Here is a 13,180-nt window from a genome sequence, read left to right on the forward strand (position 1 = left end):
TGATGGATCAGGAACTGGGAGGCTACCGCCTCATCGAGGAGCTCGGCTCGGGCGGCATGGGTGTCGTCTACCTCGGTGTCGACGGCGGAAACAACCCGGTCGCGGTCAAGGTCCTCCATCCGCACATCGCCAATGACGAGACCGCGCGGAAGCGTCTGGCCCGCGAAACCCGCACCTTGCGCAGGATCCGCCACCCTCGGATCGCCGAGGTCCTCGACGCCGAACTCGAATCCGCGCAGCCGTTCATCATCACCGAATTCGTCGACGGGCAGACCCTGTCCGATGACGTCCGCGACAACGGCCCCTTCGCCGAGGATGAGCTCGTCCACTTCGGCCACGCTCTCCTCGACGCCCTCAACGCCGTCCACGATGCCGGCATCATCCACCGCGATCTCAAACCCGCGAACGTGATGATCATGGACGGTGAGCCCATGGTCATCGACTTCGGCATCGCCCAGGTCGCCGACGAAGTGCGCGTGACCGCGACGGGTCTGGTCATGGGCACACCCGGCTATCTGTCGCCGGAGATCGCCGACGGCAAGACCTCGAGTGAGAAGACCGACTGGTGGGGGTGGGCTGCGACGATGGCGTTCGCCGCCACCGGACGCAACCCCTACGGGTCCGGACCGCTGGAAGCGGTGCTCGGTCGGGTGGCGATGGGCAAATTCGATCTCGACGGGGCGCCGAAGAACTTCGCACCACTCATCGCCGCCTGTCTCGACCCGAAGCCCGAACGTCGCCCGTCGGGGCAGATGATCCTCGATGCGCTCGTCGACATCGAGTCCGGGCGGATGCCGCAGCTCGGATCGGGTCCCAGCGGCGGGGCCGGTGCGGGTGGTCCGCAGCGGACACCGAGCGGAACCGCGGTCATGCCTGCCGTCGATGACGGCGCCGACGGCCGTGGCGGTGCCGGGGCTGCCGGGGCGGCGCTGGGTGGTGCGGCTCTCGGTGGTGCGGCCGGTGCCGCCGCCGGATTCGGTGCGGCAGGGGCTGCCGGTCATGGCGGTCCTGCCGGTCATGGTGGTCAGCGCGGAGACTATCCGGCAACGGGCTACTCGGGAGCCGGTCCGTCCGGCGCCGGGCAGCCGCAGTACCCCGGTTCCAGCCGACCGACCAATCATGCCGGGTCCGGTCACGGTTCGGGGCCCGGGCAGGGACCGGGCTATGGTTCGGGGCGGATGCACGGACAGTCACCGCAGCAGGCGACCGCACCACCGATCAGCAATCCCAACGGCGGCATTCAGGCGGGTCCGGGATCCCCGATGGCCGGCGCCGACCTCGGCCGCTCCGGATTCGTCCAGCCCGGTCAGGGGCAGAACCTCGTCGGACCGGGCGGGTCCGGCGGACCGAATGGTCAGGTCGCTCAGGGACAGTGGGGCGGCCAAGCCGGTCACGGCGGCCAGCTCATGGGCCCCGGCGGCCAGCCGCTGCAGCCGGGCGGCCAGCCGCTGCAGCCGGGCGGCCAGCCGCTGCAGCCGGGCGGCCAGCCGTGGGCGCCGATGGGCTACCGGCGAGTGCAGTCCGGTGGCTGGGTCGTCTTCGGACTCGTCGCTCTGGCCGTCGCCGTCATGCCTCTCGGTCCTCTGGTCATCTGTGTCGTCGCCCTGGTCTGGTCGGTGCTCGCTCGCACGGGCACACGTCTGGATCGGAAGGTCCAGCGCCACCGGTTCGACCGCGGAACGGACTCGGGGGGATTCTTCCGGGCGCTCGCCTCGGCGCCGGGGGCCGTGCTGGCCTCGATCCTGACCTCGGTGGCCTCGATCATCTTGCCGGCGATCGCGGCCGCCGCCGCGCTCGTGCTCACGCGACTCGACATCGCCGGGATCGTGCCCAGCGGTGCCTCCGAACAATGGTCGGTGTGGGCAGCGGGCGCCGCCGGTTCGCTGGTGCTGTGGGTCGGGCCGGGAGCCTCGAGCCTGCGCTTCGGCTCACGGCTGCTCGTGTCGGGAGCCACTCGCAATCAGCTCGGCCGCCTCGTCGCATTGGCCGTGATCGCGCTGCTCGTCATCCTTGCCGTCATGGTCATCCAGTCGGGGGCGGCCATGTCCTGGTGGCCGCTGACGGTGAACCCCTTCGACTACCTGCCCGGACCGGTGTGAGCCGGCCCGCGCGAACGGACGGTGCGATCAGGGCGGTGTGAGCCGGCCCGGAAGGTGTGGACAGGGCGGTGTGCCCGGTTCGGACAGTGCGACCAGGACGGTATGCCCGGCCCGGTCGTCCCGAAACTGCCGAGGCCGAGGCGCAGGTAGTTGAACGTTGTAGTTGAACCTTGAATGTTTCTGGGAGTCGGCGAAGCACCTGTTTCGGTACAGTGGTGCCGTCGGGTCGCGGAAGCCGTCCCGCACCGTTCGGGCCTCAGCCCGCACCGATGTCAGACGATCCAACGTGAGGAACAATGGCGAAGAACAACTCCGCGGACGACAAGCGGAACCGCGCACGCGAGAACGCCCGCCAGATCGCGGCGAATCAGGCGAAGAAGGAGAAGACCGCGAAGACGATTCTGTACGTCGGCATCGCTGTCGTCGTCGTCGCGGTGCTGGCAGTGGTCGGTGTGCTGGTCTTCCAGCAGAGCAAGCCTGCTGTCAATCCCTCGAACTATGTCTCCGACGGAATCACCGTGGGCAAGGACAACGCACTCGTGCAGCCGTTGCAGATGCCCGACGGTGAGGAATCGGATCTGCCGGCTCCGACCGAAGCGGGTGCGAAGAAGGGGGCCGCCACGGTCACCGTCTACCTCGACTTCCAGTGCCCCGGCTGCAAGGCCTTCGAGGAAGGCAACGCGAACATGCTGCGCAAACTCGCAGATGAGGGCTCGATCGTCGTCAACTACAAGCCGGTGTCGTTCCTCGACCGCATGTCCAGCGGCAACGAGTACTCGACCCGCGCTGCCAACCTCGCCGCCTGTGTCGTCGACAGCCAGCCCGAGGTCGCCGTCGACCTGTTCGACGCGCTCTTCGCTCAGCAGCCGGAGGAGGGCACCGAAGGCCGTACCGATGAGGAGCTGCTCAAGGTCGCCGAGGAGGCCGGTGTCGACACCTCGAAGAAGCTCAAGGCCGATCCCGAGCAGACCGTGAAGTCCTGCGTCACGGACCGGACCTTCGACAAGTTCGTCGAACAGTCGAGCCAGACCGCTCTGGACGACGGTGTCGAGGCCACCCCGTGGGTGCTCATCAACGGCAAGCACACCGACAAGACCAGCGACTCGCAGGCCCTGGCCACCGAGATCCTCAAGGCCACCGGAGAGTTCAAGGGCTGATCGTCTGAGGCTCCCAGTCGGTGCTGGGGCAGTCCCGGGAGAGCCGGGGACTGCCCCGGGGCGGTGACGCAGGAGAGAAGGCCGGGCCCCGCCGAGGTGGGGCCCGGCCTTCGCCGTTCCGGCGAGGTAGGGGTGGTCCAGGCTGAGGCGGGGGGCCGCCTCGGTGAGGGGACCTGGAGGTCACGTCCCCTGCGGTTTTGTGGCCGGGCCCGGCCATGGACTACTATCGTGTAGGCGCGCACGCTCGGTGCGCACCACGCCTCCTTAGCTCAGTTGGTAGAGCACCGCTCTTGTAAAGCGAAGGTCGTCAGTTCGAGTCTGACAGGGGGCTCCATCTGGGAAGGCCCCGCGATCCGCTGGAACGAGCGGAACGCGGGGCTTCTTCCTGCTCGGGCCGCGTCCGCTCAAGGGCACAATTCTCTCGTTCAAGGCCTAACCCGCTTATCGAAGAGCAGACGGCGCTATAACCGCGCCAGCGCTTGAACGAGGTCGGGGTGACGCTGAAGCGGCGACGGTGGAGATCGGTGAACGAGGTCGGAATCAGCGCTGCGGTGGACGACCAGCTACCCGTCCCCGTCGCGTCTGAACACGAGCATGAGGGATCGCATGCTCAGCACGAAGCCGCCGAAGAGCAGCACGAAGCCGAAGAACGAGTACAGGTGGATGTCCTTCGTCAGGAGCGGGCCCTCATCGCTGGTGATGAGCATGATCGCTCCCACCACCGCGGCCCCGGCGAGGACGGCGACAATGAGCTGCTGGAACAGGCTGGTGAGGAAGCTGCGATCTGAAGGGTTCTCGAGCACCCGCATGTTCATCGAGAACCGGCCCTGCTCGAGGTCCTCGGTGATCTTGTTGATCCGGCGCGGCATGCGGTCGATCATCGGCATCAGCTGCAGCGCCCGACGCTGGAGCTCATCGGTGATCTTCGTGCCCTTGAGCTTCGACCTTACGAGCCTGTTGCCCTCCCGCCGGGACACGGCGACGACGTCGAAGTGCGGATCGATCGTCAGCAGCGCACCCTCCACGGAGGCCATCGCCCGGAAGGCGGCGCTGATCGGCGCCGGCACGGAGAAGCGGTGAGCGAGCACGAGATTGAACAGATCGTCGAAGAGCTTCTGCCCCTGTGACGCGCGGGCGCCGCCGTAGCGCAGCAGGAGTTCGCCGACGGCGCGTTCGACCTCCCGGTCGTCGAGTCCGTCGGGTCGTCCGAGGAGTTCGATGAGGGCATCGGTGGCACCGGCACTGTCGTTCTGATCGATCGAATAGAGCATGAGGCCCAGAGACGTCTGCGTGGCCGGGTCGAGCCGACCGACGGCACCGAAGTCGAGAAGACCGAGTTTCCCGTCGGGAGTGATGAAGATGTTGCCGGCATGCAGATCGGCGTGGAAGATCCCGTCACCGATGATCTGCTCGAGCGTGGCTCCCAGCAGCGTGGTCGCCAACCGGGACCGCTCGGCACCGCTGAGCTCGGTCAGCAGCGCCCCCGCCCGCGAAACCGGCTGACCGGGCAGTCGATCCATGACCAGCAGGCGTTCGCCGCTGAGCGCCGGATAGCCGTGCGGGACGGTGACGTCGAACTTACCCGACCGTGTGAGAGAGGCCTCGATGCTGGCCATATTGTCCAGCTCGATCCGGTAGTCGAGTTCCTCCTCGAGCGTGTTCGCGAAACCTGCGGCCAGTGACTGCACACCCAGATCCCGGCCCCAGGTCGTGGCCTTGTTCAGCCAGCCCGCCAACCGCAGGATGATGTCGAGATCCTGAGTGACCTGATTGAGCGCCTTCGGCCGCTGCACCTTGACGATGACCTCCGTGCCGTCGAGCAGGGTCGCCTCATGGACCTGCGCCACCGAGGCGGCCGCCAGCGGCGTGGAGCCGATCCATGCGAACACCTCTCCGATCGGCCGACCGAGCCGCTCGGCGATGGCCGGTTCGATGACTGACCAGGGCTCAGGTGTGACCTGCGTCTGGAGGGTCTCGAGCTCACGGACGAACACCGGCGGGAGGATGTCTCTGCGGGTGGAGAGCATCTGTCCGAGCTTGACGAAGGTCACCCCCGCCTCGGCGAGGGATTCCTTGAGCGCTCGTGCGGTCTTGACGTCGCGACCCGGCGAATCCCCTCCGAAGCCGCGCAGCTGGGAGCCGAGCCCGTGTCGCACGGCAATGGACACGACCTGGGCATAGCGGCGGCCGCGGCGACGGCGGGACTTCCACCCGAAGAAGAGCGACTGCGGGCTCGGCAGGGATCCGGTCGGAAAGGCCGCTTCGAGCATGACGAGGGCACCGACGCCCAGGGCGAAGATCCACCCGAGGGCGAGCACCATGAACAGCACCGCCACTCCGGGGGAGACGTCGAGCCCGGTGGTGTTCTGCCCGGTGCCGGCCCGGTAGAGATATTGGACGGTCACGGCCACGACGGCGCTCATGACGAGGCCGACGGCCAGTGTGCGCGGCCAGCCGGTGGGAACGCCGACGACGCGGCGGACCACGGTGGCAGCGAACCATGACTGGAGGAAGAGGAAGACGAGCGCAGCCAGGCTCACCAGCACGTATCCACCGACGTCCAGTGCTTCCATCGATGACTCTCCTGATCCTGTACGGGCTGTCAGCTTCGGGCGCTCAGCCGAACATCGTCGAATCGGTCATCCCCAGCCTAGTCCGTCGGGGCACTCCGGGCGTGAGTGCGGCCCGTATGCTCGGAGACGTGAGGAGCCGGCTCGCAGTCAGCCGGTGTGCGGTGGGTCGAGGCGCCGCCTTCCGGGCAGGCCGACCTGGCGGGCCCAGATGAGGATCCACACCGCGCCGAGGAGGGCGAGCAGACCCGGGAAGAGCACCCCGAATCGCAGGGTGGTCACGGTGATGATGAGGGACAGCAGCGTCGGCCCGCCGAGTTTGCCGCCGTTGTTGAAGATCGCCCAGATGCCGAGGAAGCGGGGGCGACCGACCGCGGGGGAGAGGTCCGCCCCGATCGTCATATTCACCCCCGCCCCGAGGCCGTTGCCGAACGCCATGACCGCGGCGGCGATGACCATTCCGGCGAGATCCGGCTTCGCGACCATGATGATGAACCCGGTGCCGAAGATGGACAGGCACGCCACGAGGGTCGCCACCCGGCCGAGGTGGTCCTTGATATACGCGCCGAGGAACATGACGATGAGCTCGAGCCCGGCACCGAAGGCGATGACGAGCGAGATCGATGACTTGTGCAGCCCGATCTCCACGCCCCAGAGCTGGACGACGACCGGTTGGGCGGCGCGGGCTGCCGCAAGCGCGATGATCGTGACGCCGGTGAGCACGACCGATTTCCAGCGCACGTCGAGAGGCGGGCGGCGATCTCTCCTCTTCCGTCGCCGAGGATGGGCCACGTCTCCGTGTGCGGGCTCGCTCGCCTCGGCGGGAGAAGAATCATCGGCGGGGGACGGATCGTGATCGTCCGCAGAGGAGGTCGGGGCCGCCTCACGGTGGGGGTGGTCGTCGAAGCCGGGGATCTGCGCGATCGGCAGAGCCATGATGACGATCGCGGAGACGGCGGTGAGCGCGGAGAAGACGAACACGGACCAGATGGGGAAGACGAGCATGAGGCCGGCGCCGATCATCGGTCCGACGAGGTTGCCGACCCGCTGCGTGCCGCCGAGCGCGGTCATCGCCTTGGCGAGGTCGGCCGGTGGCATCACCTCGGCGACGACGGCCTGCCGGGCCAGGCTCCACACATCGGAGACCGGGCCGAAGACCATGAGCGCGAGCGTGTAGATGAGCAGCGAGTACGGCGAATCCCAGATGAAGGCGGCGACGATGGAGCCGAGAACGATGATCGCGGCGATCGTGGCCACGAACATCGCACGAAAATCGCCGAGGCGGTCGATGAGTATCCCCGCCGGCACCGTGGCCATGAGCGACACGGCTCCCATGATGCCGACGATGGCAGCCGCGAACGCCTGCGTCGAACCCAGCGAGAGTGCCCCGAGCACGAGGATCGGCATGATCGCGCCCAAGCCGACAGCGAAGAGCGCGAACGGCACGAGGACCGGCCACAGGATGGGTTTGAGCACATGGCAAGCTTAGTTGAGGTCCCGGCGGGACGTGCCGCAGTCGGCCGTGGCGGCGGGCGATCTGCGGTTCTCGGTCATAGACTGTTCGAACGCAGCGACCGACCGTCTGGAGGGCCATGGCCACGTCGAAGACGCCGAACGGCGACAGCGCACCGCACGGCGACAGCACATCGAAGACCGGCAGCGGACCGAACACCGGCAGCGCACCGCACGGCGACGGCGCACCGAACGCACTGTCCGCCCCGGCGCGCTTGCGTCTCAGTCCGATGCGCCCACGCGATCCCGACGAAGAGGGCCGGGCGGCGAGCACCCTCGAGCTCTTCTTCGATCTCGTCTTCGTCATCGCCGTCTCGATCGCGTCCTCACACCTGCATGACACGATCACGGCGGGCCGCCTCGGCGAGGGGGTGGTGAGCTATCTGCTCGTGTTCTTCGGGATCTGGTGGGCGTGGATGAACTTCACGTGGTTCGCGACGTCCTTCGACACCGATGACTGGCTCTACCGGCTGCTGACGATCGTGCAGATGGGCGGGGTGCTCATCCTCGCCGCGGGCATCGGGCCGGTCTTCGACGACGGCGACTTCCGACTGCTCATCGCCGGCTACGTTCTCATGCGCCTCATCATGATCTCCCAATGGCTGCGCGCCTCCCGCGGTGCCGGACGGGCACGGTGGACGACGATCGTCTACGCCTGTGGGATCGGCATCGCCCAGATTCTGTGGGTGGCGTGGCTGGCCATCGACGATCCCGTCTTCCGGGGTCTCGGCCTCGGTGTGCTCATCCTCGCCGAGGTGGCGGTGCCGGTCGTCGCGGAGACTCGCGGCACGACGCCGTGGCATCCGCATCACATCACCGAACGCTATGGCTGCTTCACGATCATCGTCCTCGGCGAGAGCCTCCTGGCCTCGGCGAACACGATCTTCGACGCGCTGGGCGAGGTCGAGGACATCGTCCCGCTGATCTCACTGGGCGTCCTCAGCCTCATCGTCACCGCCGCGATGTGGTGGATCTACTTCTGGCCGCCGCACCACCGGACGATCGGCAGCCTCGGCGGGTCGCTCAGGTACGGCTACGGCCACTACTTCATCTTCGCCGCCGCCGGTGCGTTCTCCGCCGGAGTCGGCATCGAAGCCGATTCCCAACTCGGTGCCAGCGCCCTCGACCCGGCGCTGGCCACCTTCACGGTCTCGGTGCCGATTGCGGTGTTCGTCCTCGGAGTGTGGGTGCTCGCAATCCGCGCCAACGCAGATGCCGTCGTCAACACCGTCGTACCGGCCTGCGCGCTGCTCGTCCTCCTCGACCCGATCATCCCGGTGCCGACGTTCCTCACGACGTTCTTCATGGTCATCATCGTCATCACCCTCGTCGTGTTCCCGCCGAAGGACGAGAACGGCAAGACCGGCGCCGAGGCGATCGTGCGGTGACCGTGCCCCGCAGAGGACCTCGCGGCCCTACCGCATCCGAGGTGAACGTGGGACGCTGGAGTCATGACTTTCCACAGCGTCGTCCCGCCCTACCTCCTCGATGCGATCGCCGAACGCGGCACCGAGCGTTTCCCGAAGGCCGCGGCCGCCGCGGCCAGCTGCCGGATGTCCGATGAGAGCTGCCGGAACCTGCGCCTGGCGGGTCTGCGCTATACTCCGCCGGCCGACCTGCGCAAGGACGAAGACGAGCTGGCCGCACCCGCCCCTGCTGGATTGCAACGACTCATCCACGACGCCGGGAACACCGAGGTGCTGCCAGGCACGCTCGTCCGCTCCGAGGGTGAGGAGCCCGTCAGCGATGAGCCGGTCAACGAGGCATACGACGGTCTCGGCGCTTCGTATGCGCTGTTCTCGGAAGTCTTCTCCCGCGACTCCCTCGACGGGCAGGGAATGCCGCTCATGGCCAGCGTCCACTACGGCAAGGACTACGACAACGCGTTCTTCGACGGCCGGCTCATGGTCTTCGGCGACGGCGACGAGGAAGTGTTCACCGGGTTCACCGGTTCGCTGTCGATCATCGGCCATGAACTCTCCCACGGCGTCATCAGCCACACCGCCGACCTCGAATACTTCGGCCAACCGGGAGCACTCAACGAGCACTGCGCCGATGTCTTCGGTGCGCTGACTCAGCAGCACGATGCCGGACAGGACGCCGAGGACGCCGACTGGCTCATCGGCGCCGGAATCTTCACCCCCGACGTGACCGGCCGCGCCCTGCGGTCGATGATCGAACCCGGCACGGCCTATGACGACGACGTCCTCGGCAAGGATCCGCAGCCGGCGCATATGGACGATTTCGTCACCACCGACTCCGACAACGGCGGGGTCCACCTCAACTCCGGGATCCCGAATCGTGCCTTCGCTCTCGCCGCGACCAGCGTCGGCGGTCCGGCCTGGGAGAGCGTCGGACAGGTCTGGTACGCGGTTCTCACGGGATCGGAGATCACGAAGGGCACCGACTTCCCAGAGTTCGCAGAACTCACCATCGCCGAGGCGGCCGACCAGTTCGGAGCCGGATCCGACGTTCACGATGCGATCGTGGCCGGGTGGGAGACGGTGGGAATCTCCCATGCCGGATCGGCGCGCGGAAACCAGGGGAGCAGCTGGTGAACGAGCAGCCGGCCGAAGGGTTCGGGCGTCTGCTCGTCGAGCGCTCGGGCGGGATCGGCGGGATGCTGGTCGTCTGGGAAGTCGACATCGACGCGAGCACCCGGCGCGATGATCTCGGTCCGCGCATAGCCGAACTTCCCTGGTCCGACAGCGATGATGATGCGCAGCAGTCGCCGGGGGCCGACCGGTTCGCCTACCTCATCGAGAGCCGGTTCGGGCGCGTGCGCTTCGGTGAGAGCCAGATGCCGCCGGAGTGGAAGCAGCTGGTCGACGAAGTGCGCGACGTCGCCGAACCGCAGAGGCGACAACCCGGCTGACCCCTATGCTGGACGTCATGACCGACACGAACCAAGACCCGGGCAGCGAGGCTCGGCCGAAATCAGGCAATCGCACACGCAGCGGCACCCAGCAGACTCCGGCCGATGCGAGGACGACGGCCGAGAAGAACGAACGTGACCTCGAGGCCGGGGTCCACACGGATCTCAGGGAGTCGATGACGTACGGGTCGTATCTCGACCTCGACCGGCTCCTCAGCGCCCAGCACCCCGTCAGCAGCCCCGAACATCACGACGAGCTGCTCTTCATCATCCAGCACCAGACCACGGAACTGTGGTTCCGGCTCGTCATCCACGAACTCCTCGACGCCCGCCGACTCATCGCGCAGGATGAGCTGCAGACCGCGCTCAAGCGCATCGCCCGCGTCAAGCACATTCAGAAGACCCTGACCGAGCAGTGGTCCGTGCTCGCAACGCTGACGCCGAGCGAATACGTCGGGTTCCGCGATCAGCTCGGCCGTGCCTCCGGCTTCCAGTCCTGGCAGTACCGGGCCGTGGAGTTCCTGCTGGGCAACAAGAACCGGGCCATGCTCCCGGTCTTCGATGGAGAACCCGAGGCGCGAGCGGCTCTGGAGCAGTACCTGGAGGAACCGAGCATCTATGACGAGTTCCTCGCCTGCCTGGCCCGCCGCGGCCTTCCGGTGCCGCAGCGGCTCCTCGACCGGGACAGATCGGTCGCCCATACCTTCGACGAGGAACTGTGCGATGTCTTCCGCATCATCTACGAGAACCCGCAGAAGTACTGGCAGGAGTACGAGAGCTGCGAAGAACTCGTCGACCTCGAGGAGAACTTCCACTTCTGGCGCTACCGGCACATGCGCACGGTGCTGCGGATCATCGGCATGAAACGCGGAACAGGCGGGTCCAGCGGAGTCGGATTCCTGCAGAAAGCGCTCGATCTGACGTTCTTTCCCGAACTCTTCGATATCCGCACCGGCATCGAGAACGGACCCGGCATCAGTCCCGAAGGGATCTGAGCGCCGTCCTCAACCGAGCAGCAGACTCTTCACCTGCGGGAAGAACGGGGATTCGGGGTCGATGACATCGGCATGGTTCGCTCCGGCCAATTCGGTCAGGGAGGCGGGGAAGTCGCGGGAGAACCCGATGTCGACGGTGGCATCGGCATCCCCGTGGATCGAATGCACGTCGACGCGAGCCGGGATGAGCGCCGTCCGCGACCTGGGATCGTGACGCAGGTACGCCTCCAGGTCGTCCTCGGGGCGCACGCCCATATAGTCGAGGACCGCTCCGTCGCCGAGGTCTCCCTCGACTTCCCGCAGCAGATCGGTCACCGGCGCCAGAGGACGCAGGCGGATCCGCGGACCTTCCTCGGGCAGGTGCGAGGCCCAGGCGAGGACGAGGCAGCCACCGGCCGAATGACCCGAGACGATCAGATTCTCCCTCGCCTGTCCGCTGACACCCCAGCGGGGCAGCTCGGCGCACACCGAATCGATGGCCGCAGTGACATCGTCGAGCAGGAGCGGCTGACCGCCGAGCCTCCGATACTCGACGGAGGCGACGAGCACTCCCGACTCGGCCAAGGCTCGAGCCGACGGCCGGGCATGGGACAGGTCGGTGCGGGGTCGGAAGTAGCCTCCGTGGACGAAGATCACCGTCGCCGAGGCGGTCGCCGGGTCACCATAGACCTCGACGAACTGCTCGGGGGAGTCCCCGTAGACGTGCCGGAACGCCGGGGCCATGGCCGCCCCGGCGGCAGAGAGCTCGGGAATGCGCACGGACTCGACACTCATCCTTCGGAGCCGTTCGGTTGTTTCACCCCGCCGGAGTCAGCCCCGCCGGCAGTGTTCGCCTCGCCGGCAGCGTCGGCCTCGCCGGCTTCCCGTGCACGGTCGACTTCGCGCGAGCGTTCGACGAGGTCACGGACGCGTGTGAGCTCCGGCAGCTTCGGGTCGAGGGTGTCACCGGAGGACTGCCCGCGCAGTCGGCGACCGACCCACGGGGCCAGGTACTCACGGGCCCACCGCGACTCCTCGCTCATGACCTCACGGATCGCCCGCGTCGGACGTGCCGGAACGCCGAAGCCCTTGACCGGCAGCGAGCGACCGCTCTCCAGAGTGGCCAGAGCCTGCTCGGCGACGAGATGGTGTCCCTCCGCCGACAGGTGGATGCGGTCGGCGGCCCACATCTGCGCGGCGTAGAGCGAACGCAGCCCCCACAGATCGACCATATGGCAGCCGTGCCGCTGCGCAATCGACCACAGGTGGGCGTTGTAGATACCCACTCGAGGACGGACCGCGCGGATGAGCGGGGAGCTGAACTCGGTATCGAAGCCGTTGCACATGAGCACCTCGATGCCGGCCTCGCGCATGGCGATGACAGCACGTTCGAACTTCGCAGCCAGGGCATCGATATCGGCCTTCGGGCGCAGGCAGTCATTGCCCCCGGCGCACAGGCTCACCAGGTCCGGCTTCATCTCGAGCACCTGCGGCACCTGGTCATCGACGATGCGGTCGAGCAGACGGCCTCGGATGGCCAGATTGGCGTAGGACAGGTCGGGGCTGCCCACCGGCGACTCGGTGAGCATGAGCGCGAGCCGGTCGGCCCAGCCGCGGTACCGGTCCTCGGCGCGCGGATCGGAATCCATCAGCCCCTCACTGAACGAGTCTCCGATGGCGACGTAGGAGGTGATCGGCTCAAGCATCAGGGATCCTTCTCTCTTCGGACGACTCATTCAGTGCTCTTCGGGCGACTCACCCAGACTATACGCCGAGCCTGACACGGCCCCCTCCGCCCCAGAACTACCTGACGGCGGCCCAGCTACCTCGCGCCAGGTTGCTGGGCCGCCGTCAGGTAGTAATTGGGGAGGGGAATAGGGGAGAATCCGCCCCGCCGCAGGCTCTTCGCCAACGCGTCGAACGGTCCCTGGTTCACATGGCGGAAACATCCAGTGGCGTAGACTCGACCCCGCAGCCAGACGTCGTCGCCGAC

At 67.3% G+C, this 13,180-nt stretch carries 10 protein-coding genes and 1 tRNA gene; 7 read left to right on the forward strand and 4 right to left on the reverse strand.

Annotation, left to right across the window (positions count from 1 at the left end):
* Positions 1 to 2: 2 nt before the first annotated feature.
* The 3 genes from GUY37_RS02970 (at position 3) to GUY37_RS02980 (ending at position 3,590) form a co-directional block, all read left to right on the forward strand.
* Entirely contained in the window at positions 3 to 2,099 is a 2,097-nt protein-coding gene (locus GUY37_RS02970) for a serine/threonine-protein kinase (protein ID WP_166829234.1), read from the forward strand.
* Between the two features lie 296 nt (positions 2,100 to 2,395).
* Positions 2,396 to 3,256 carry a DsbA family protein gene (locus GUY37_RS02975; RefSeq protein WP_166822025.1) on the forward strand — a complete coding sequence of 287 codons (861 nt, stop codon included), beginning with the start codon at positions 2,396 to 2,398 and terminating at the stop codon, positions 3,254 to 3,256.
* Between the two features lie 258 nt (positions 3,257 to 3,514).
* Positions 3,515 to 3,590, forward strand: a tRNA-Thr gene (locus tag GUY37_RS02980).
* Positions 3,591 to 3,819: 229 nt separating this feature from the next.
* Here the strand turns inward: GUY37_RS02980 and GUY37_RS02985 are convergent.
* The gene (locus tag GUY37_RS02985) at positions 3,820 to 5,829 is read right to left on the reverse strand and encodes an ABC1 kinase family protein (RefSeq protein ID WP_166822029.1); all 2,010 of its coding nucleotides are present in this window, start codon (positions 5,827 to 5,829) and stop codon (positions 3,820 to 3,822) included.
* A 147-nt stretch (positions 5,830 to 5,976) separates the two neighbouring features.
* Positions 5,977 to 7,302, reverse strand: coding sequence for an MFS transporter (locus GUY37_RS02990; RefSeq protein ID WP_166822032.1), 1,326 nt, complete (start codon positions 7,300 to 7,302; stop codon positions 5,977 to 5,979).
* A gap of 116 nt (positions 7,303 to 7,418) precedes the next feature.
* Between GUY37_RS02990 and GUY37_RS02995 the strand changes: the two genes are divergently transcribed.
* The 4 genes from GUY37_RS02995 (at position 7,419) to GUY37_RS03010 (ending at position 11,208) form a co-directional block, all read left to right on the forward strand.
* On the forward strand, positions 7,419 to 8,726 hold the full coding sequence (locus GUY37_RS02995) for a low temperature requirement protein A (protein WP_228278332.1): 1,308 nt from the start codon (positions 7,419 to 7,421) through the stop codon (positions 8,724 to 8,726).
* 63 nt (positions 8,727 to 8,789) lie between these two features.
* Positions 8,790 to 9,896, forward strand: coding sequence for a M4 family metallopeptidase (locus GUY37_RS03000; protein ID WP_166822035.1), 1,107 nt, complete (start codon positions 8,790 to 8,792; stop codon positions 9,894 to 9,896).
* Positions 9,893 to 10,213, forward strand: coding sequence for a protealysin inhibitor emfourin (locus GUY37_RS03005; RefSeq protein WP_166822038.1), 321 nt, complete (start codon positions 9,893 to 9,895; stop codon positions 10,211 to 10,213). Before GUY37_RS03000 ends, GUY37_RS03005 begins: the two co-directional genes overlap by 4 nt.
* 17 nt (positions 10,214 to 10,230) lie before the next feature.
* Positions 10,231 to 11,208, forward strand: coding sequence for a tryptophan 2,3-dioxygenase (locus GUY37_RS03010; RefSeq protein ID WP_166822041.1), 978 nt, complete (start codon positions 10,231 to 10,233; stop codon positions 11,206 to 11,208).
* 9 nt (positions 11,209 to 11,217) lie between these two features.
* On the opposite strand, the gene GUY37_RS03015 is transcribed toward GUY37_RS03010, so the two are convergent.
* Both GUY37_RS03015 and GUY37_RS03020 read right to left on the reverse strand, forming a co-directional pair.
* Positions 11,218 to 11,982: an alpha/beta hydrolase gene (locus GUY37_RS03015; RefSeq protein ID WP_166822044.1), complete on the reverse strand. Its 765-nt coding sequence runs from the start codon at positions 11,980 to 11,982 to the stop codon at positions 11,218 to 11,220.
* Positions 11,979 to 12,893 (reverse strand): SGNH/GDSL hydrolase family protein, encoded by a 915-nt coding sequence (locus GUY37_RS03020; RefSeq protein ID WP_166822047.1) that lies wholly within the window; start codon positions 12,891 to 12,893, stop codon positions 11,979 to 11,981. The genes GUY37_RS03015 and GUY37_RS03020 overlap by 4 nt, the downstream gene beginning before the upstream one ends.
* Positions 12,894 to 13,180 lie beyond the last annotated feature (287 nt).

Origin of the sequence: Brevibacterium limosum, assembly GCF_011617705.1 — a bacterium.
GTDB lineage: Bacteria > Actinomycetota > Actinomycetes > Actinomycetales > Brevibacteriaceae > Brevibacterium > Brevibacterium limosum.